We start from the raw sequence: 20,885 nt of genomic DNA, 5'->3' as shown, positions 1-20,885 counted from the left end.
CAGCTAAAAACGTGTCTTGCAGCCAACCACCGACATGGAGCCGGGGCCGCAGAGCCACTCCTACAGCCACTGTAAAACCTCCTACAACCGGGGTCAGAGCTCTCATTAGCAACAATTTTGTTGCCAATTAAAGCTCTGAACCCCAATCGCGTTCCCCATTCGTTTCGGAGTATCAGCGCGTGCCGTATTCGCGACCAAACCGTCGCGTTAACGCAAAACCGAACCGGGGTCTGACCTCTGATTAAAAATCTTTCTAATCAGAGGTCAGACCCCGGTTCGGCTGTTGACATGCTGCGGCATTGACCGGAGGCAGCCAGTCTTAGCGTTTGATGCCGGTCACTTCCACTTCGACGCGGCGGTTCGGTTGCAGGCAGCCGATCAGCGCGGCGCGCGGCGCCACACCGGTGCAAGCCTCGACCTGGTCCGCTTCACCCTTGCCGGCGCTGACGATCTCGCCCGCAAAACCCTTGCCCAGGATGTACTCGCGCACCGTCGCCGCGCGCTTTTCCGACAGCGGCTGGTTGTACGCTTCGGTCCCCAGGCGGTCGGTGTAGCCGGTCAGCTTGATGCCGGAAATCTGGGCATACACGCCATCGAGCTTGATCATCATGCTGTCGATGCGCGCGCGCCCCGCCGGCAGCAAGTCAGGCAAGCCCGATTTGTCGAAGCGGAACAAGGCGTCGGCCGCGAGGGTCAGTTTTTCGACCACGACCGCCGGGGCCGGCGTACCCGGCTCGATCTTGCTCACAACCACAGGCGCACCGCCGCAAGCAGCAGCCGAGGCCTGCGCCGCTTGCAGATTGTCTTCGGCAATCTGGATGTACGGGTTGGCATGGCGCCAGCCCTGCTGATTGAATTCGTTACCGGCATGCACCAGCTCGACTTCGGCGCAAGCAACCTTCTGCGCCGCACAGCTGAAACCGGCGCCGCTCTTGACTGCGCCGAAGCGCGCCCACAGGTCGTCGCGCAGCTTGGCCGCGTCGTTCACCAGCGGGGTCTGGTCGCCCGGATTGGGCGTGGCGCCCGTTTCCAGCGCGCCCACGATGGCAGCACCCTGCGCCAACGCTTGCTGCGGGAAGGCGGAACGGTCGTTGCGGGTGTATTCATGCAGCGACACGTCGAGCCAGCACTGCGCCTTCGACAGATAGTAATTGCTGACCGGGACACCCTTGTCGTTGAGCGCTTTCACGCGCTGCTGCAAGGCCTTGTAGCCAGCCTGGTCGGCCACGATCGCCTGGTCGGAGATGCGCTCCGCCGGCGCGGTCAGCGTTTGCGCCAAGGCGCCTTGAACGGCAAGAGCCATGGCGGCGAACAGCACAACGCGCGGGCGGGAAATAATGGTTGGTTTCATTGTCATTCTCATGTCAGGAAATTAGCGGGCCAGCGCGCGATTCGCGTCCGGGTCCTTGCCTTTGAATACATTTTCGTCAAACTTGAAGCGCAGGCGCACGAACCATCCCTTGGAGGTGTAGTCCGCAGCACTCAGATCGCGTTCGCGGAAACCGCTCACGTTGTAGCCGGCCGACAGCCACAGGTTTTCCTTGACCAGATAGCCGACTTCGACCCCGCGCGCATACTGGCTGCTGCCCTTGTTCTGCGGACTGTGCAGATAGGCGGCGAGCACGCCGATATCCCAGTTTTCGGTGATGTCGTACACCACGCGGCCCGATGCCATCCAGGCGCTGTAGGTCTGCTGGCCCTGCGGCAGGTTGCGTTCGCGGCTGGTCTTGGCGGCCAGGCGTCCGGTGCTCCACCACGGACGGCTCGGATGGTAGTCGAGGTGGGTCGAGACGATGTGCGCGGCATAGTTGTCGCCATCGGCACGGGCACCGTCGCGCACGTTCTTGTACTCGTAGCGCGCCAAACCATTGAACTGGTTGCGGTCGACCGGACGCCAGGCGAAACCGAGCTGCGCGCGTTCCTGCAGGCTGTTGGCCAGCGGCTTGCCGCTCAGGTCGTCGTTGTTGCGCGCCAGCAGGGCGTAGTTGCGGGCCAGGACGGTCCAGTCGCGGTCGAGCTTGCGCACGAAGGAGAGCGTGTTGAGCCACTGGTCCTGCGACTGGTTGCCGATGTCGCCCGGGCTGTCGAACAGGCGGCGCCATTCGAGCTTGACCGACGCTTTCCACAACGGATTGGCGGTGTAGTCGAGCGCCGTCGCCAGGGCCACGCCCTTTTGCTGGCGGCCGTCGAACACGTGCAGGTATTCCGCGTTGGTGCTCACGGCCAGGCCTTCGGACAGGTTCCAGGTGTTGCGCGCGCCGCTGGCCAGTTGCAGGTCGCGCCCGTCGGCCAGTTGGGTGTCGATGGAGTCGCGCAGGCGGTATTCGGAGAAGATGCTGGCGCCCGGCAGGTAGGTCGATTCGACACCGGCCACGAAGGCATTGCTCTTCTCGGCGGGATTCAAGGCGTAGCGCGATGCGAGACCGGTCTGGTTCTCGTAGCGCGCATACGCACGGCTGCGCTCGGACAATTGATACTGCGCGCCCAGCTCGTAACGCTTCTGGTCGCTGCTTGATACGCCATGCTCGATCACGCCGGTCAGAGTCAGCGAATCGGTCGCCTTGTACTGCGCGCCGATCGCCACCGTATTGGCATCCAAGGTGCCGCGCGTACCCGGCGTGGTGGTCGCGCCAACCGGTGCGAAGGCGGTAATGGTGCTGCCGTTGACCGGGCTGATCGCGCTGTTGGTGTTGCCGAAGCCGAAGAAGCCGCCGCTCGGGTTCAAGCCGTTGGCGTTCGACACCACGCCGGTGTTGCTGGCCATGCCGACCTGGTTGCGCAGCTCGCCCTCTTCCTTCATGTGTTGCAGGGAGAAGTCCAGGGTCAGGCGCGGGTCGGCCTTCCACAGCATGCCGACACGCACGGCATCGCGCTGGGCCACAACCTGCTGATCCTTGCTTTGCAGCGCGCTGCCGTACACCGTGGTGGTGGACGTGAATTTGGCGCTGACATTCACGCCGGCATCGCTGTGGCCGGGGCTGATGCCAGCCGCGGTATTGTTGAATTCATCGTCGGCACGCTGCCAGTAGGCACGCATGTCGAAGGCGTCGCTCTTGTGCGACAGCGCCACGCGCGCAGCCTGGCCCGACGCCGAACTCGACAGCTCGCCCGCCTGCCCGCTCGGGGTAGTGAACACTTGCCCGTTGGCCGTGTAGCTGGTCGATTCGCTCTGGGCGAATTCGGCCACGATGCTGGTTTTTGGCGCCAGTTGCACGCTCGCGTTGACGCTGTGCAAGCGGTAAGGCGATTGCGGATTCTTGTCGTCCACCGCAGCCATGCCGACGCTGATGCTGTCGCTCAGGCGGTATTCGCCATGGACGCCCATCACCCAGAACTCGTCGCCGCCCTGCTCCACTTCGTAGGTCACGCGGATCGATTGCGGGTCGCCTTCGGGGGTGAGCGATGGCACGGCCTGCTTGAACAGGATGCGGCCAGAAAACGGCTCGAAGCTGTAGTCGTCCAGGCGGCGCATTGGCGTGACCTGCTTGACCAGGTCGGTCTGGTTCTTGTCGCGCACGATCAGTTCGACGCGCTCGGAATTGGTCAGCGCGCCATTGTTGCGCACGGCGAACGGTCCCGAGCTACCGTTGGCTCGGTATTCTTCGATGACCTGCTTGGCATTGTCGTGGAAGGCAAAGCCGCCCAGGTTGCCGCGTTTCAGGTCCCAGTTGCCGCGCAGGCCGGTGGCGGTGCGCTGGTACTGGCCGAGCTTGCGCGCTTCCATGCCCGTGTTCGGGCCGGGAACCGACGACATGCTGCCTTCGCTGGTCGAAAAATCGCCGTACAGCACATAGCTTTTCTTGTCGTCGACGCGCACGTACAGGCGGCCGGCCGAGCGGGCGTCGAACGCGGTAGTGGCACTGTCGCCGTAGACCGGGTAGAACTCGTTCGGATTGATGTCGCGCTGCAGCTTTTCCTTGGTCTGCTGGTCCGAATCGTAGGCGGCCGTCAACAGCTTGCTGCCGAGGATGGTGCCTTTGACGAAGAACGCGGTCCGGGCGCTGGCGTTGGCCTTGCCGCTGTTGAACTGGCGGCTCCAGCGCGTGATGTCTTGTTCAAAGCCATCGTTAAAGCGCGCTGGCGCCAGGTCGCCGGCGTTCAGGCGGCGCTTGCTGATGACGCCTTCGATCAAGCCCACGGCCAGCATCTGGCGCAGTTCCGGAACGAAGGTAATCACACCCTGGGTGCTGATCTTGCCACCGTCAACGCGCAGCAAGACTTCCTGCGCGGCGGCCGGGGCCAGCAGGCGGAACTGCGCCTTGCCGTTTTTTACGCGCAGCTGCACGCCGGGCGTGACCTTGTCGGCGTCGCCGCTTTGCGGGCCGAGTGCATCGGTGGCGCTGCCGTCGAGCAGGATGCGCCCGGCCGACGCTTCCAAGGTCAGCAGCACGTCATCGGCCAGCGGCTGGCCATCGTCGCCCAGCACCTGCACGCTCACGCGCACCGGCGACTGGCCGTCGGCCGGCACGCCGTCGCGGTCGGTTTCGACCAGGATGCGCGCGACCTTTGCGCTAGCATCGAGACGCCCTACGGGACGCCCGCTCCACAGTTGCGGCGCCGCCATCTGGGCACGCAGGCCGGCATCGGCCGGGGCCGATGGCAGCGCTTGCGCGCCGGCATTCGGGAAAGCGCAGGCCACCGCCAGCGCACCCGCCAGCAGGCGACCGGTGCCGCGGCGTTGAATAAGAAGAAGTTTTTTGTTCGTCATGGTGTTCATCTGGGCCAGGCGGGATGGTTGCTTATTGCGCACGGGCTTCTCCCGCGCCGGCAGGGATTGCTCCCTGGCGTGGCTTGACCAGTTCCTGGTTGGCGCTGTCGGTCGCCTGCCGCGGCGCGGCAGGTGCTTTGCTGTCGAACTTCAGGCCAGGCAGGCGTGGCGCTTCGGTTTCCGGCGCGCGTCCCCCACCCTGGCTGCGGCGGGCTTTCACCTGCTCGATGACCGGCGCCGAGCACGAACCCTCGGCAAAGTCAGCGCGCAGCAGTTCGCCATTCTTGGTGTCCAGCCAGATGCTATTGGCATCGCCCAGGTTGCGGTTGCTGGTCGTGGTCAAGCGGCTGCCGCGTGGCAAGGTCAAACTGTCGGCCTTGAGCACGTGCGATTTCGGGGAGAGGCCGCAGAAGCTGTACTTGCCTTCCACGTCGGTGGTGAACGAGGTCCCGTCTTCCAGGTACAGACGCACACCCGGCACGCCCAGCTCTTCGCTGTCCTGCACCGAATTACCGTTGCAGTCGACGAAGACCTTGCCGGCCACGCAGGCTTGCTCGGTGAACACGCCACCGCTCAGGCGCACCTTGTACTCGGCCTTGTTGGACGGGTACGCACCCGGTAGCGGCTGGTAAGCACCCGATGTGACGCAACCGCCGGCCACGTTACAGGCGTAGGCAATCGCACGGTTGATGCCATCGCCTTGCAGGCTGCCGACGCCGGCACGCAGGCGGTAGGTCAGCACGGCTTGCTTGTTGCTTGCCAGCGGACCCAGGTTGAAGGCCAGGACCGGGCCAAGCGCTGGCACCGGATCGGCGACCGGCTTGCCATCGACTTTCACGGTGCCAGGCACCAGCGAGAAGCCGGCCGGCAGGCTGTCGCGCACCGTTGCCTGGGCTACCGCGCTGCCGCTGGTCTGGCGCACGGTCACGGTGTACAGCAGGCTTTCGCCAAATTCGAGCTGCTGCTTGTCGCCGGTTTTGGTCAGCGCCAGGCCAGCCGCTTCGATCTTGTCGATCGGCAGGTGGTTGTTCACGACCGGGGCGCCATTCGTGCCCACGGTGAACGTGTAGTAATACTGGGTGGTGTCCGCACCGCCCGGCACCGCACCGACGCAAGCGTTCGGCTTGTGCAGGTTCACGCCGGGCGCCGGAGCGCCGTCGGATTTCTGGATCAGCGCCGCATTGGTGCTGGCCATCACGCTGGCGGCACCCTGGCAAGCCGGGATCTTCGCCGATTCAGCCGGTACATAACCGACCGGATAGCTGGTGATCGCCAGCTTGTAGACACCGGCCGGGAAATCGTTCAGTAAACCAAACTGATACACACCATCGCTGCCGGTGGTCTGGTTGAGCGCTTCCACGCCGCCCAGCAAGTGACGCGCCGGGTTGAAACCAGCCGGGCCAGTCACGCTCACGACCGCGCCACGCACCGGTTGACGGGTCGCGCTGTCGTACACGACGCCAGACGGGGTCAGCGGCAAGTTCTGCTCGGTAATGTCGCTGTTGTCGGTCAAGGTAATGCCCGTGATCTTGCCTACCACCGGCGTGCCCGCATTGCCGGCCGAGGTCGGGACGATCGGCATGCCGTTGCCATCCTTGGTGAACACGATCTCGAAACCGGGACCGGTCGGCAAGCCCGTGCCTTCGTAGCCAGGGCAACGCAGGCTGTCGAACTGGTAGTAGCCCTTGGCATCGCTCTTGACGGTGCAAACCGGTTTGCCGTTCTGGGTCAGGACCACGGTCCAATCCTTCACGCCTTCATGGTTCTCGGGACGGTTGCGGGTGTGGCCGCGGTCCATCCAGACGTAACCGCTGATGATCGGGGCGCGGGTTGCCGGACCCGGACGCAGGCGTTCGCCGAACAGGTAGCCGCCCACCACGCCGCCATTGGCCGCGATGATGTCGTTCGTCACGTCGAACTGGGCGATCGTGTTTTGCGACGGCGCGGTGCCGAAGCTGCTGTTGTCGACCTTGCCGCCTGCGACACCAGCGGTTTCCTTGCCATCCATGTACTTCGAGGTTGGCAGGTCGGTCTGCGATTCAAGCAGGGTGTAGCGGCCGGGAACCAGGTTCTCGAACACATACTTGCCATCGGCGCCAGTGACGGCCACGCAGCCCATGGTGCAGGCGTCGATGCCCGTCATGCTCACGTGCACGCCCGGCAACGGGGTTTCGCCCGCGTCCATCTGGCCGTTGTGGTTGGCGTCAACATATACATAGCCTTCCAGACGCGCGCGGCGTTCGCCGAACAGGTAATCGGTGCCATCCTGGGCCACGCCCAGCTTGATGGCCGAGATGGTGTTCTTCGGCGCCGTGTTGTCGAAGGCGCTGTTGTCGACCGACCCGACGACCACGCCGGCGATCTTGCCCGGGGTTTCCTTGCCATCGGTGTAGCCGGCCGGATGGGTTTCCACCAGGCTGTAGGTGTCGGCCGGCAAGCCGACGATCAGGAAGCGGCCATCCGCATCGGTGGTGGCACGGCCTGCTTCGCCCTTGCCGCCGATGGCGCTGAGCGGCACGCCGGCAATACCTGGCTCGCCGGCGTCCTGTACGCCGTTGTGGTTATCGTCGCGGTACACCACGCCCGCCAGGCTGCTGCCCGCTTCGCGGAAATCGTAGTCGCGCGCATCGGTGCCGGCCACCAGCACGATGGCGGTGGTTTTGTTCGGGCCCTTGTCGAGCGTGCCGCCGACGGTGCCGAGGGCGCTGCCGGTGTTGGTCGGGAAGTCGCCATAGGCGACCGGCTGGGTTTCGACCACCGTGTAGGTGCCCGGAACCAGGTCGGTGAACAGATAGCTGCCGTCGGCGCCGGTGACGGTGGTGCGCGCCGGAATGGCGACCCCATTCGCATCGACACCGGTCAGGGTGACGGTCACGCCGGGCAAGGCTTCGCCAGGCTCGCGCTTGGCGTTCTTGTTGCCATCGACGTACACAGTACCGCCGAGTTTGGCCAGGCCGGTGCTCACCGGATTGATTTCACGGAAGTCGTAGCCGGTCGCCGCGCCGCCTGCTGGCGGAATGACGATGGTGGCGACCGTGTTCAGCCCGGCAGTGCCGCCGCCCAGGGTACCGATCTTGGTGCCGGTGGCAGCCTCGAAATCGGACAGGCCGGCTGGCTGGGTTTCAACCAGGGTGTATGTGCCTGGCGCAAGCACCGGGAACAGGTAATTACCATTGGTATCGGTCTGGACGGTACGTAGCGTGCCGTCGCTGCCTTTGAGGGTCAGGGTGACGCCGTTGAGCAATTGCTCGTTGCTGTCGCGCTTGCCATCCTTGTTGGTGTCGACATACACGGTACCGGCCAGCGAACCGGTGTTCGGTGCGCCGCGCTCGCCGAACAGATAGTTCACGGCGGCCGTGCCCGGCGTCAGATTGATACCGGTGATGCTGTTTTTCGGGGCATTGATGGTACCGCCAACCGAACCGGCGGCATCGATGCCGTCGGACACGCCACCCGGCTGGGTTTCAAGCACGGTGTAGGTGCCAGCCATCAGGCCGGTGAACAGGAAGCTGCCATCGGCGCCGGTGACGGTGGTGCGCGGCACGGGGCCGGTCAGGCGCACGACGACGCCCGCCAGCGGCGTATCGCCGGTGTCGCGCACGCCGTTGTCGTTGGCGTCGAAATACACGGCGCCGGCGATGCTGGCACCGATTTCGCGGAAGTTATAGTTCACGCCATTGTCGCCCTGCGCCAGCGGCAGGCCGCCGATGCTGTTCGGTACCGCCACGCCGGTCGTGATGCCGCCGATGGTGCCCGGCTGGCTGCCGGTGTTCCCCGGGAAGTCGTTGTAGCCGGCCGGATGGGTTTCGGTCACGGTGTAAGCGGCGCCGCTGCTCGGACGCAGCTTGTCGAAGCGGTAGGTGCCATCGGCCGCAGTGGTCGTGCTCAGGCTGACGGCCGCGCCGCGGTCGTCGGTGCCGCTCAGGGTGACGGTCACGCCGGCGATCTGCTCGCCAGTGGTGACGCTGGCATCCTGGTTGCTGTCCGCATACACGGTACCGCTGATGCTGGCCGGCACCAGTTCGCCGAAGTTGAAGTCGGTGTGCGTGGTCGCAACGGCATACGCAATCGTGCCGATCACGTTGGCAACGTTATCGACGCAGCCCGCGCAGGCGGCGCCGCCGACATTGCCCTTGCGGGTGATGCCGTCGAGGTAAGCGGCCGGCTGGGTTTCGGTGACGGTGTAGCCGGCGCCGTTGGCGTTACGCAGGAAGCTGAAGGTGTACGCGCCGTCCGGGCCGGTGGTGGCCACGCAGGTCGGCGTGCCGCAGGCATTGCCGCCGCTGGCCGCCGTGCCGCTCAGGTTCAGGGTCACGCCGGCAATGCCGCTTTCGTCCGCATCCATCGTGCCATTGTTGTTCTTGTCGGCATACACAAAGCCGCTCAGCTTGCCGGTGGCTTCGCCGAACAGGTAATCGATGCCCTTCTGGCCGCCGGTGAGCACGACGCCGGTGAAGGCGCTGTTGCCGGGTGCCAAGCCAAGGTTGCCGGGCACGGTGGCGCCGGTGCCGAGGGTGTTGGTGGCATCGATGAAGTCGACCGGCTGGGTTTCGGTGACGGTATAGCCGGCACCATTACTCGCCGGCAGGCCGGTAAACAAGTAGTTGCCGTTGGCGTCAGTCGTGCCCACGCAGTTGCTCACGATGGTGCACAGATTGGCGCCGGTCGCGGTGGTGCCCGACAGGGTCACGGTCACGCCCGGCAGCAGGGTGTCGGCGCCGTTCAGGGTATTGCTGCGGTCGGCGTCGAGGTAGACCTTGCCCGCCAGGCTGGCGGACGATTCGCCGAAGTTGTAATTGCTGCCGAACTGGCCGGTGCCGATCACGATGCCGCTGAATCTGTCATTGGTCTTGCTGCCGCGTACCACGCCATTGACGGTACCGACCGTGTCGATGCCGTCGGCGTAGCTCGACAGCGGCGCGCTGGCCTGGCTCTGCTCGGTGAGCACGTAGCCGGTGGCATCGCTGGCTGGCAGGCCGGCAAAGCCGTAGCCGCCGCTGCTGTCGGTGACGATGGTACACGGATTTGGCGAAATCGCCACGCACACGCTGGTGCCGGTCGAGGTATTGCCCGACAGGGTGACCGAGACGCCGGCAATGCCCGGTTCGCCCGCATCCTTGATGCCGTTGTTGTTCAGGTCGGCATAGACGATGCCGCCCAGGCCCTGCCCGCTTTCGCCGAAGTTGTAGTTGACGGCGGCGTCGCCCGCCACCAGCGGCACATTGCCGATGGTGCGCTTGGTGGCGCCGATGACCGGGGTGTTGGCGGCCAGCGCGGTCGCGCCGTCATTGCCGCCCTTGCTGCCGATTGTCATGCCGGTGTGGGTCACGCCCGGCAGGGTCGCCTGCACCACCTGGTAGGTACCAGGGCGCAGGTTGGCAAAGCTGTACGCACCGTTGGCGCCGGTCGGCACGGTGGCGTTCACCGGACCGAGATCATCGGTGCCGGTCAGGGTCATGGTCACGCTGGTCACGCCCGCGCTTTCGTCGGTGGCCGGTACGTTCGTCACGTCGCGCACGGCGTCGGTGTCGAGGTCGACGAAAACGAAGCCCGACAGGGTCGCCGGCTTGAGTTCGCCGAACAGGTAGCCGGTGGCGTTGGTGGAAGCCGGCAGGACGATGTTGCTGATCTCGTCGCCGCTGGCGTCGCTGGCGGTGCCGGCCACGCTGCCAGCAGCTTCCTTGCCATCGAGGTAGGTGGCGGGCTGCACTTCGGTCACTTTATAGGTGCCTGGCGAGCGGTTGTCGAACAGATAGGCGCCGCCAGCCGTGGTGGTGGTGGTGACATTGGTGACGGTATTGCCGTAGATATCGACACCATCCAGACGCAGGGTGACGCCGGTAATGCCGTTTTCGCCCGCGCCCTTGGCCGCGTCGTTGTTGCCGTCTTCATACACGAAGCCGGCGATCGAGGAGCGCTGCACCGCAACGGTGGCACAGCCACGGTTATCGACCGCGCTGCGCTCGACATCGTTGGTGGTGGCGTTGCCGCAGTTTTCCAACGCCGCATTGACGGCGGTGGCGATCACGGGAATGCGCACGGTGGCCGCCTTGCCGCTTTCCAGCAGGCCGACGTTACAGCTGATCGTGGCGCCCGCGCTGCAGGTGCCGCTGGTCGGGGCACCGTTGTTGGTGCTCCAGGTCAGGCCGGCGGTGTATGGCGCCGCGTTGTAGGGCGCGGCCGCGCCGCCGGTGTACAGCGTCAGGCCGGCTGGCAGGCTGTCGCTGACGACGGTGCCGCTGCTGTTGCCGGGACCGGCGTTGTTCAGGGTCAGGACCCAGAAGAACGGTTCGCGCAGCTGCACCGCGGTGGCCAGCGCATTGGTGCTGCCGTTATAGGCGAACGCGGCTTTCGTCAGCTTGAGGTCGACGCGCATCTTGATGGTGGTGCTCTGGTCGGCCGAGTTGTTCGGCATCAGTTGTTCCGGCTCGCGCGACGACACGCTGACGGTCGACTGGTAGGTGTCGCCCGAACCGGTCGGCTGGGTGTCCACGTGGAAGTCGAGATACAAGTCGGTGTTGGCGTTGTTGCCCATCAAGATGTCGCTGGTCGGGAAATTGCAGGTGATGCTCATCTGCGCCGGACCCGTGACCGCATTGCCGACCTGGGTGCAGTAATTGGTATACACCTGGCCGTCCGGCAGCAATTTGCCGCCCAGGAAAGTCATGCTCTTGCCGACAGGCGGCTTCATCACATAGGTCAGGACCAGGTGGGTCGCCACCGACGGACCCCGGTTGGTGATGGTGTTGCGGTAGGTGACCACATTGTCCGGGAACACCGGACCGGCGGCAGCCGGCACGAAGCCCATCGGATCGACGTTGTCGGTGTTGTTGACCAGCAGGTCGAGCGTGGCCGCGGTGACCGCCAGCGCATTGGTGCCGCTGTTGTTGGCGTAGTCGCTTTCGTTGCTGCTGGTGGCCACCGTGGCGGTGCTGCCGATATTGCGCGGATTCGGCGCGTTGTCCATATAGTCGGGACGCACGGTGATGGTCACGGTGCGGGTCGCGCCCGACGCCATGTTGCCCATGGTGCAGTTCAGGGTCTTGGCCGCGGCGTCATAGGCGCAGCTGCCGCCATTGCTGGCGACGGCCGAGATGAAGGTCATCGAGCCTTCCGGAATATTGAATACATCGACCACGGTCACGCCATTCGCCGTGGACGGACCGTTGTTATTGATCGTCAACACGTAGGTGGCGTTGGTACCGGCAGGCACCGAACCTGGGGTGACGGTATTGGTGATGGTCAGGTCGGCGACCGGGTCGACGATCACGTCGGCGGTGGCGACGTTGTTGGCCGGCACCGGATCGCCTTGTACGTTGGAGCGCACGCTGGCCGAGTTCACCCATTTATTGCCGGGCTCGCCACTGCTGTCGAGCAGCGGACGGGTCACCGTCACGCTGATTTCCACCGTGCTGCCGAGCGCCATGGTGCCGCTGCTGAGGAAACAGGTGACCATCGCGCCGGTGGTGCAGGTGAAGCCCGCCGGGCTGGTGCCGCCGGTTTTCGAGGCATTCACCACGGTCTTGCCGGCGATATGGCCAGGAATCAAGTCCGACAGGATCACATTGGTCGATTCGGCCGGACCGGCATTGGTGATGGTCAACAGGTAGGTGATGGTCGGCGCATTCCAGTCCAGGGTGCCGGGAGCGGCGCTCTTGGTCAGCTGCAAGTCGGCCGAGTTGGGGGTCAGGGTCGATACCGAGGTGGCGCTGGCGCAGTTATTCGCAGGCACCGGATCGGCTTGCACGCCGCCGCTATCGGTGAACACGGCGCAGGCGGTATTGGTCAGGGTGCCGGACAGGGTGGCGGTGGTGGTCAGGCCCAGGTTCGAGGTCGAGGCATTGAGCGCCAGTGCCACGTTATAGGTACAGGTAATATCCTGGCCGACTTGCGCGGCGCAGCTCCAGTTGGCGCCGCTGGCGCTGACAAAGGTTTCACCGGGCGGCAAGGTTTCGACGATCTTGACTTCGCCGACGGCGGCCGCGCGCGGGCCGTGATTGGTCACGCGCATGGTGCTGACCATATTGGCGCCCTGCGCCACCGGATTCGGGGTCTTGGCCTTGGTAATCGACAGATCGACGCCGTCCGGCACGATGCTGATGTTGACCGAGCCGCTGTTGTTGGTCAGGTCGCCATCCGGCGTATCGCTGCCGATGCTGGCGCTGTTGGTGGCAGCGGTTTGGGCGGCAACCACAGGCGCGGTGGCGCTGATGACGATGTCCTGCAGCGTGCCGACCGCGAAACTGGCGCGCGTGCAGCTGACGTTCTGGCCGTTGACGGTGCACGTCCAGCCGGTGCCGCTCGCGCTGATGATGGCGAAGCCGGCAGGCACGCTGTCGCTGACCACCACGTTGGTGGCCGGCATCGGGCCCAGGTTGCGTGGCGCCAGGGTGAAGCTGACCGGCTGGCCACTGCCGACCAGGGCCTGGGACACGGTCTTGGTCACGGCCAGGTCGGTGCCGACGGTAATGGTGGTATTCGCCGACGAGGCATCGTTGGCGTTGTTGAAGTCGGTCGCGCTGCCACTGATGGTCACCACGCCGGTGCTGGTGATGGTGCCGGTGATGGTGCCGGTGGCCTTGGTGTTGATGATAATGTCCGGCAAGGCGCCCTTGGCCGCGCTCGGACGGTTACACGTCACCACCTGCCCCGCCGCGCCGCACGACCAGCCGGAACCGGCCGCCGAGAGGTAGCTCAGGTTCGGGCTCAGGGTGAAGGTGGCACGGGTGGCGCCGGCCGCATCGGGACCGTTATTGGTCAGGTTCGCCGTGTACACCAGCGTGCCGCTGGCCATCAGGCTGGCGGGCGAGCCGTTCAGCACCAGCGACAGGTCGGCGCCGTTGTCGATCGTGGTCAGCTGCGACAGCGAATTGTTGCCGGCGTTGCTGTCGGCATCGGTGGTGCTGACCGCCGCCAGCAGGTTGACCGTCTGGCCGGCCGTGGCCAGGGTGCGCACGGTCAGGTCGATGTCGAGCAGGTCGGCGGTGCCGGCGCCGGCGCCATCGCCCGCCACCTTGGCGTAGCTGCAAGTGACCTTGTTGGTGCCCGCATCGTGCACGCAGGCCGGATCGGACACCGACACGAAGCTGGTCTGCGGATCGAGCGTGAACACCACCTTGACGTTATTGGCGACGTCGCTGGTGTTGTTGGTGACGGAAGCGGAATACAGGATGGTGCCGCCGCGCACGGCCGGGTCGGGCGTGTCGGTCAGTTGCGATATCAGGAGGTCGACCGCGGCTGCCTGCAAAGGCAGCCCCAGCAAGGCAATCGCTGATACCCGGAGCAGGCATGCGAACACACGCGAGGATCGGGACTTCACCACTTGTAAGGCGCTTTTGAACATTATTGGCTTCATCAATTAAGAATGCGGACGACAACAAATCGCCCGCCATGCACACGGCATCGCTTTGCGATTGGGAATTAAAACGGGAACGACGCGGAGGAAAGGCACACTGCGGACATGGATGCATCGACAACACTTTTCTTGCGCGTCGACATTATATTCAGATAAGCAACGACTTACAAAGTTCTTAATGGAAATGATACAAATATGCAACACCGACAACTCTGTGCGCATAGTATTAACATTCTAGATGTTTCCAAAAGGGAATTTTTTAATGAAAATGGGCGCGTCATAGGAGCGTCAAGACGGCGTCCCGGCTGGCGCCGGGCGCGCGTCTTGACCCAGGTTTCCCCTATGACGGACGGTCCGTGCGGAGCGCCCTTACAGCGGAGACAACACAAGCTGCCAAGTTGGAATTTCTTAAAAGCAATATTAAGCCATCACGAAAAACATGCGTTTCGCCATAATTTATACTTTTTTGGAAATTGACATAAATATCTTATTGCTATAAACGCAGTATTGCTCAGCGCTTGGGGGCGTTTTCCAGCAGCAAGGTGCGGATGTCGTTCAGCACCACATCGGGCTGAAGAAACGAGGTGGAATAGATTTCGCGCACGCTGCCGGAAGCGTCGATCAGATAGACCTTGAGCAGGTGGCTCAGGGTCGGCAGGCGCTGCCCCGGCGCCTGTTCGGCGGCCACCGACACATCCTGGCCGAAGCCGTCCAGCAGCGGCGCCAGTGCGGCGCTGGCGGGGCTGGTGAGGAAGCGCCACTCCACGCTGGCGCGGTCGCGCGCATCCGCGCCGCCGTAGCTGCGCATGGCGGGCGGCGTATCGTAGGTGGGATCGAAACTCATGCTGACAAAGCGCACCCGGTCGCGCGTGCGCGCATCCTTGCCCAGGGTTTTCTTGAGCGTATGCAAGGTCGCGTAGGCCAGAGGACAGCCGCGCGCGTCGGTGCAGTAGGTATAGATGAAGGAAAACAGCGTGACTTTGCCGGTGGTGTATTCCGCCAGCCGGTGACGGCTGCCGTCGCTGTCGAGGACGACGCCGTCAGGCGCCTTGAGGATGCGTTCGAGCTTGTAGGCGCCCGGCGCCGGCAGCACGAACTGGCGCGCCGGCGCCGCCAGCGCGTACGGCGCCAGCGCGCTCAGTGCCGCCAGCGCCCACCCGTGCACACGCCGCAAGTCAGCGGCCCGCCATGCGCGCTGCGCCCTGCCCCGCATCAGCGCTGAGCTTGGCGCCTGCGGCGCCGAACTTCATGTGGTGCGCGCGGCCCAGTTTCAGCTTGGCAAAGTCGACCTTGAAGGTTTCCTTGAGCTCCTTGCCATCCCAGGCGAACAGCTTGACGAACTGCTCGTCGTCGGCGCCCTTCTTGTCCCAGTTGGCCAGCAGCGAACTGCTCACGTACAGGCGCTTGCCGTCCCAGCTTTGCGAGACCATGTTCACCTGCGAACCGGTGCGCTTGGAATAGGTTTCCTTGGGCGCTTCCGGATTACTGATGTCAAAGTAGCGCGTGGTGCCATCCATGAAGGTATTCACCCACAAGCCCTTGCCGTCGGCCGTGATCGACAAGTCGACCGGCAGCGGCACCTTGGCCGGGTCGCCGATGGTGGCCACGTCCTTGGCTTGCCAGGCGCCGCTGGCATCCTTCTTGACCAGCCAGATTTTCGAGGTCAGCGCGGTGGCCGTGATGGCCCACTCGTCGCCCTCGTTCAGGGACCAGCGGATTTCCAGCGGCGCGCCGGGCACGTTGAGCACTTTTTCCGGCTGCATCGATTTCAGGTTCCACATCACCATGGTGTTGCCGAACTGCTTCATGGCGGCCGGGTCCTTGATCAGCTTGCCCAGATCGGTCATGTAGTTCACCGCGCCGGTAAAGCTCGATGTCAGCATCGCGTTCTTGCTTGGGCTGATGGCGATATCGTAGCCGTAGCCGTCGCCGCCGCCGGTGGTCGGCATCGCGTGCCTGGCGATGAAGTCGCCCTTGGTGTTGTAGACCGCCATGCCGGTCACGCCGCCGCGGTCCTTGTCGTTCGACAGCGCGCCGATCAGCATGCGTCCCGGCAGCGCATAAAAGGTGTGCGGACCGACCAGGCCGGAGCGCTTGGCGAAGTCGTCGATCGTCTTGACCAGCTTCGGCTTGGCCGGGTTGGTGTGCACGTCGAACACATAGATCTTGCTATCGTCCAGACCGCCCGCCCACAGGAAGCGGCGGTCATCGGTAAAGCCCATGTGATGGGCTTCGCCGCGCTTGCCGACCGAAACGTGGCCGATCACCTGGCCGAATTTTTTCGAGGCCGGATTGACATCCATGGTGACCAGTTTGTCGAAGCCGTCGCCCACGCCCTTCACGCCCAGGGTCCACACGTACAGGAAATCTTCCTGCCCCTTGATCAGGCCCGACATGTACGGGGAATTACAGGTTTCATCCGCCCGCGAGGCGAGCGGAACGGCGGTGACGCCCAGGGCGACAGCTACAAGCAAACTCAAGCGCATCAATTTACTGGAACCCATTGCTGATCTCCTGATCAAGCTTATGAAGACGCTAATGTACGCCTGTTTGACCCTGCTCCGCAATGGGTGAAAAAGATATCGCCTGGGCTTGCGCCAGATCAAGCTACGCAGCCAGAGTTTTACTGTAGGCGAAGAAAATATCGTCGCGTTGCCAGCCCAGGGCTTGGTACAGGCTTTGGGCCGCCAGGTTGGTCTTGGCGGTGGTCAGGTCGAGCCGCACGGCACCGTTGCGCATGGCATGCGCCTCGGCGGCCAGCAGCAGCGCGCGGCCGGCGCCGAGCTTGCGCGCCTCGGGCCGCACGTACAGGTCGTACAGCGCGTAGATGGGCGCCGCGGCGAGCGAGCAAAAGGTCGGATAGAGCTGGCAGAAACCGGCGGCCACGCCCTCTTCATCCACGGCCAGGATCAGCACCGATTCGCAGCCGAGCATGCGGTCGAGGATGAACTGGCGCGACAAGGCCAGGTCCGGCGCGAGTTCGTAGAATTCGCGGTAAGCGTCAAACATGACGGCGAGCTGGTCGATGTCATCCATCGTCGCCAGGCGGGTGGTGATTTTTTTCATGTGCATTTTCTTGTTGGAGGTTGTTGCTGACACGGAGCGCGCGGCTCCAGCATCATCATAACCACCAACGCGCGCGCCGTGTTTTTGTTGACGCCCAGGCTGTCAGCGCGCGGCACGGCGCCGGGCGATTCCCGCCAGCGCCAGCATGCCCCCGCCGAGCAGGAACAAGGCCATGCCTCCCGGCTCCGGCAGCGCCGTGCCCGTCCTGCCCAGGGCGACGTTGGTGATGCCGGCCAGGTAACCCTCGCCCATGCTGCGCAATTCAAAGCCGGTGAAATACTCGCCGCCGGTGGCCTGGAAACCGAGGAAGTCCAGGCTGCGCGCGCCATCGTGCAAGGCGATGCCATCGAAGCGATAACTGCCCAGGTTGGTGGCCACGATCAGGTCGACCGTGCCCTGCGTGACCGCCGCATCGAAGCCGAACAAGGTATAGGGGACCTCGCTGGCAATGCTGGCGCTGATCGGCGACCAGTACTCGTTCGACATCACCGCCCGCCGTTGGCCGATGGACAGGCCGCTGCCAGCGCCCACCACCAGGTTTTCGGCGGAAGTGTACTGGATGCCGCCGCGCGCGAAGGCGCTGCCGGGAAAGTGAAAGCCCGCGCCGAAATCGTCGAAGTCGCTGCGCTGCAAAATCTGGCCCGCCTGTTCCAGGCTGCTGCGCTGGCCGATGCGCAGCACGCCCGCGCTGGCGCCGGCCGTCCACAGCGCCAGCAAGGTGGTGCCGATGACGAACCGATGGATGTGCTTGAACATACTGGTTTTCCGATGAAGTGAAGACATCATGCGACGCTCACGGCCAGCGGCCCGCCCAGCACGCCATAGCCATCGTTGTGCAGCAGCCAGGCGCTGTAGGTGCCCGGCGCCAGGCTGCTACTGTCGAACGTGACGCTGGCGCCGGCTTGCGCCGCGTACTGCCAGATGGCCGAGCTACCCGCCCCCGGCGCGGTGCCGGCGCGGTACACGCCGATCCAGTTCTTGGCGCTGACGCGGCTGGCCGGAATCGCGAAGGTGAACACGAGCGGCGCGCCGCGCGTGAGCGCTGGCGTGCTGGTGGCAAACTGCGTCACGCTCACCGTCACCGCCTCGCCCAGGGCCGTGTAGCCGCCCTGGTGGAAATACCAGACGGCGTAGTCGCCCACCGCCAGCGCCGCCGTCGTGAACGTGTGGGTGCCGTTCGCCGCCGGCACGTAGGCCCATTGCAGCGCGGCCTGGCCGGCGCTGCCCGGCGTGACGTTGGCGGCAAACAGGCCGACCCAGTTTTTCGGATCGCGCTTGCCCGCCGGCGCCGCGTAGGTCACGCCCAGGCTTGCGCCGCGCTGGATTACCGATGCGCTGGCCGTCAGCACCACGCGGCGCCGGTTGGCGCCAATGGCCGGATCGGTGCGGCCCGGCGCCCCGCTCTCCACATGGCCCGCCACGCGGCGCAGGAAGCGCGGATCGGCATCGCAGCCGATGCTGTAGTCGTACCAGCCGAAGCTGCCCGCCAGCTGGCACTGCACCAGTTGCTGGCGGCCGCCCGCCACCGTCCAGGTGGTCGCGCCGGCGCCGTAAGCGTTGTCCACTACGGTGAAGGTGCAGGCCGCCGTGCCGCCCGCGTTCGACAGCAGCAGCTCCACGTTGCCTCCAGCCAGGTCGTAGTTGAGCTGCACTTCCGGCCGCGCGGCGCTGGCCGCCAGATTGCCGGCCAGCTCGCGCAGAAAGCCATTGGGACCAGTCACGCTCAGGTGATATTGGCCGCCGCTCCAGTTCCACACTTCCCTGTCGATGCGCTTGCCCGCTTCGACCGTGTAGTACCACGGCCCGTCGCTGCGTACGCTGGAATACACGATGAAGGCCGCGCCAGCCTTGCCGCTGTTGTGCAGCGACAGTTCCAGCTGCTTGCCGGGTGTGACCGCCGCGTGCGCGCTCAGCACATACGGCAGCGCACAGGCATGGCGCGTGCGCGTGACGGTCTTGCACGGTTCCTGCAGCGGCAAACTCTGCTGCGCCGGCGGCGCCGGATAGGGCTTGCCGGACACCAGCTCGTAGCGGGTCGACGCCGGCACGCTGGCCGGCCAGGCGCTGTTGGGCGACTTGAAATCGAAGGCCGAGGTCAGGTCGCCGCACACCACGCGCCGCCACGGCGAAATATTGTCGAGCGTGACGCTGGCACGGTTCTTTTTCAGGCCGAGCGTGAGCCATTCTTCCAGGAAGCGCAGCTTGGAGGTGTGATCGAACACTTGCGAGCACACCCGCCCGCCCTTGCTCCATGGCGAAATGACCAGCATCGGCACGCGCGGACCCAGCCCGACCGGCACCCCGGCCAGGTTTTCATCGGCCCCGATCTCGGCCAGCGTGGTGCGGCCCATGGACGGATCGAGCGGTGGAATATTCGGCGGCACATGGTCGAAGAAGCCATCGTTCTCGTCGTAGGTCAGCAGGAATACCGTCTTCGACCACACCGCCGGATTGGCCACCAGTGCCGCCAGCAGGCGCGCCGTCAGGTTTTCGCCGGCATTGGGCGAGTTGGGCGAGTGCTCGGTGTAGTCGTTGGGCGCGACGATCCACGACACCTTGGGCAGGCGCTTGTCGCGCACGTCGCTGGCGAAGTCGGCGACCAGCCAGTCGCCTTTGGTGCCGCGCGAATTGGCCTCGGTCGAGCCGGGCGCCAGCGCCCTTCCCTTGCGCGCCAGCGGGCTGTCGGGCGCAAGGCGGCTGCCGTCCGGATTGACGCGGAATTGCCGGAAATACGCCAGGTAATTGTCGCCGTAGTTATCCCACTCCTGGTAGACCTTCCAGCTGACGTCGTTCGCTTCCAGCACCTCGGCATAGGTGCGCCAGGTGGGTGCGCTGGCGGTGACGGCGGGCGCCAGGTTGTCGCGCGCGGGATCGTTATTGTAATAGCCAGCGCCGCTCACGTTGTACAGCCCGCCCAGCGCCCCCATGCGCCCGCGGCTGGTACCCGACAGCGAGTAAAAGCGGTTGGGATCGGTGGGGCCGAAAATCGAACAGTGGTAGGCGTCGCAAATGCTGAAGGCATCCGCCAGCGCGTAGTAGAACGGCAGGTCGCCGCGGTCGAAATAGCCCATGCTCTGGGGCGACTTTTTCTTGACCCAGGCATCCCAGCCCTGCCAGCTGGCCTGCGAGCCCTTCCAAGAGTGGTCGGTGCCGAGCGAGAGCGCGCTGGTGTTTTTGGCGTCGAAGTGAAACGGCAGCACATGGCCGCCGGCGGCGTCGGGCTGGTACCAGACCGGCTTGCCGCCGGGGAGCGTGATCGCGCGCGGATCGTCGAAACCGCGCACCCCGGGAAAACTGCCGAAATAGTGGTCGAAGGAGCGGTTTTCCTGCATGAAGATGACCACGTGCTCGACGTCGGCGATGGTGCCGGTCACGTTATTGGCCGGCACGGCGAGCGCTTCGCGGATCAGGCCGGGGAACAAGGAACTGGCGGCGCCGGCTGAAGCCAGGCTGAGAAAGGTACGGCGGCTGGTGGACATCGGTGCTCCGTGGATGCGCTGGAAAGTTGTCGATCATAGTTGCCAAATATGACAGCAGCGTGTCAGCACGGCGCCGATGGCGTGACCGTCACGCCAAGTGGGACTTTCCGACATGGATTCCGCTTCGAGGCACCGCTTGCAGCACTTAAAGTAACTATTCAGCCGCTACGCAGTTGGCCTGATCGGATCGCCAGCAAATGCACGGCGCAGCACTTCCAGCATGCTGTGCCCTTGTTTGCGTAGGGTGTCGAGGCAGGAGCGGATGGTGCAGAAGTTA

At 64.8% G+C, this 20,885-nt stretch carries 8 protein-coding genes; all 8 read right to left on the bottom strand.

Going from position 1 to position 20,885, the window contains the following annotated elements; all coding sequences use genetic code 11:
• Positions 1 to 319 precede the first annotated feature (319 nt).
• The 8 genes from F2P44_RS16660 to F2P44_RS16625 all read right to left on the bottom strand — a co-directional run bounded on the left by F2P44_RS16660 (position 320) and on the right by F2P44_RS16625 (position 20,608).
• Complete coding sequence (locus tag F2P44_RS16660; RefSeq protein ID WP_167088174.1) at positions 320 to 1,351, bottom strand: OmpA family protein; 1,032 nt, start codon at positions 1,349 to 1,351, stop codon at positions 320 to 322.
• A 21-nt stretch (positions 1,352 to 1,372) separates the two neighbouring features.
• Positions 1,373 to 4,750 (bottom strand): porin family protein, encoded by a 3,378-nt coding sequence (locus F2P44_RS16655; RefSeq protein WP_167088173.1) that lies wholly within the window; start codon positions 4,748 to 4,750, stop codon positions 1,373 to 1,375.
• On the bottom strand, positions 4,740 to 13,970 hold the full coding sequence (locus F2P44_RS16650; protein ID WP_167088172.1) for an SdrD B-like domain-containing protein: 9,231 nt from the start codon (positions 13,968 to 13,970) through the stop codon (positions 4,740 to 4,742). Before F2P44_RS16650 ends, F2P44_RS16655 begins: the two co-directional genes overlap by 11 nt.
• Positions 13,971 to 14,574: 604 nt before the next feature.
• Positions 14,575 to 15,228, bottom strand: a complete 654-nt coding sequence (locus tag F2P44_RS16645; protein ID WP_370662709.1) for an SCO family protein — start codon at positions 15,226 to 15,228, stop codon at positions 14,575 to 14,577.
• A 10-nt stretch (positions 15,229 to 15,238) separates the two neighbouring features.
• Complete coding sequence (mtoX, locus tag F2P44_RS16640) at positions 15,239 to 16,567, bottom strand: methanethiol oxidase (RefSeq protein ID WP_308610180.1); 1,329 nt, start codon at positions 16,565 to 16,567, stop codon at positions 15,239 to 15,241.
• A 103-nt stretch (positions 16,568 to 16,670) separates the two neighbouring features.
• On the bottom strand, positions 16,671 to 17,129 hold the full coding sequence (locus F2P44_RS16635) for a GNAT family N-acetyltransferase (RefSeq protein WP_167088170.1): 459 nt from the start codon (positions 17,127 to 17,129) through the stop codon (positions 16,671 to 16,673).
• Between the two features lie 102 nt (positions 17,130 to 17,231).
• On the bottom strand, positions 17,232 to 17,885 hold the full coding sequence (locus F2P44_RS16630; protein WP_167088169.1) for a hypothetical protein: 654 nt from the start codon (positions 17,883 to 17,885) through the stop codon (positions 17,232 to 17,234).
• Positions 17,886 to 17,911: 26 nt separating this feature from the next.
• Entirely contained in the window at positions 17,912 to 20,608 is a 2,697-nt protein-coding gene (locus F2P44_RS16625; protein ID WP_167088168.1) for a phosphocholine-specific phospholipase C, read from the bottom strand.
• Positions 20,609 to 20,885 lie beyond the last annotated feature (277 nt).

This window comes from Massilia frigida (assembly GCF_011682175.1).
GTDB classification, from domain to species: Bacteria; Pseudomonadota; Gammaproteobacteria; order Burkholderiales; family Burkholderiaceae_D; genus Telluria_A; species Telluria_A frigida.
This window is presented reverse-complemented; position numbering and strand designations above follow the sequence as displayed.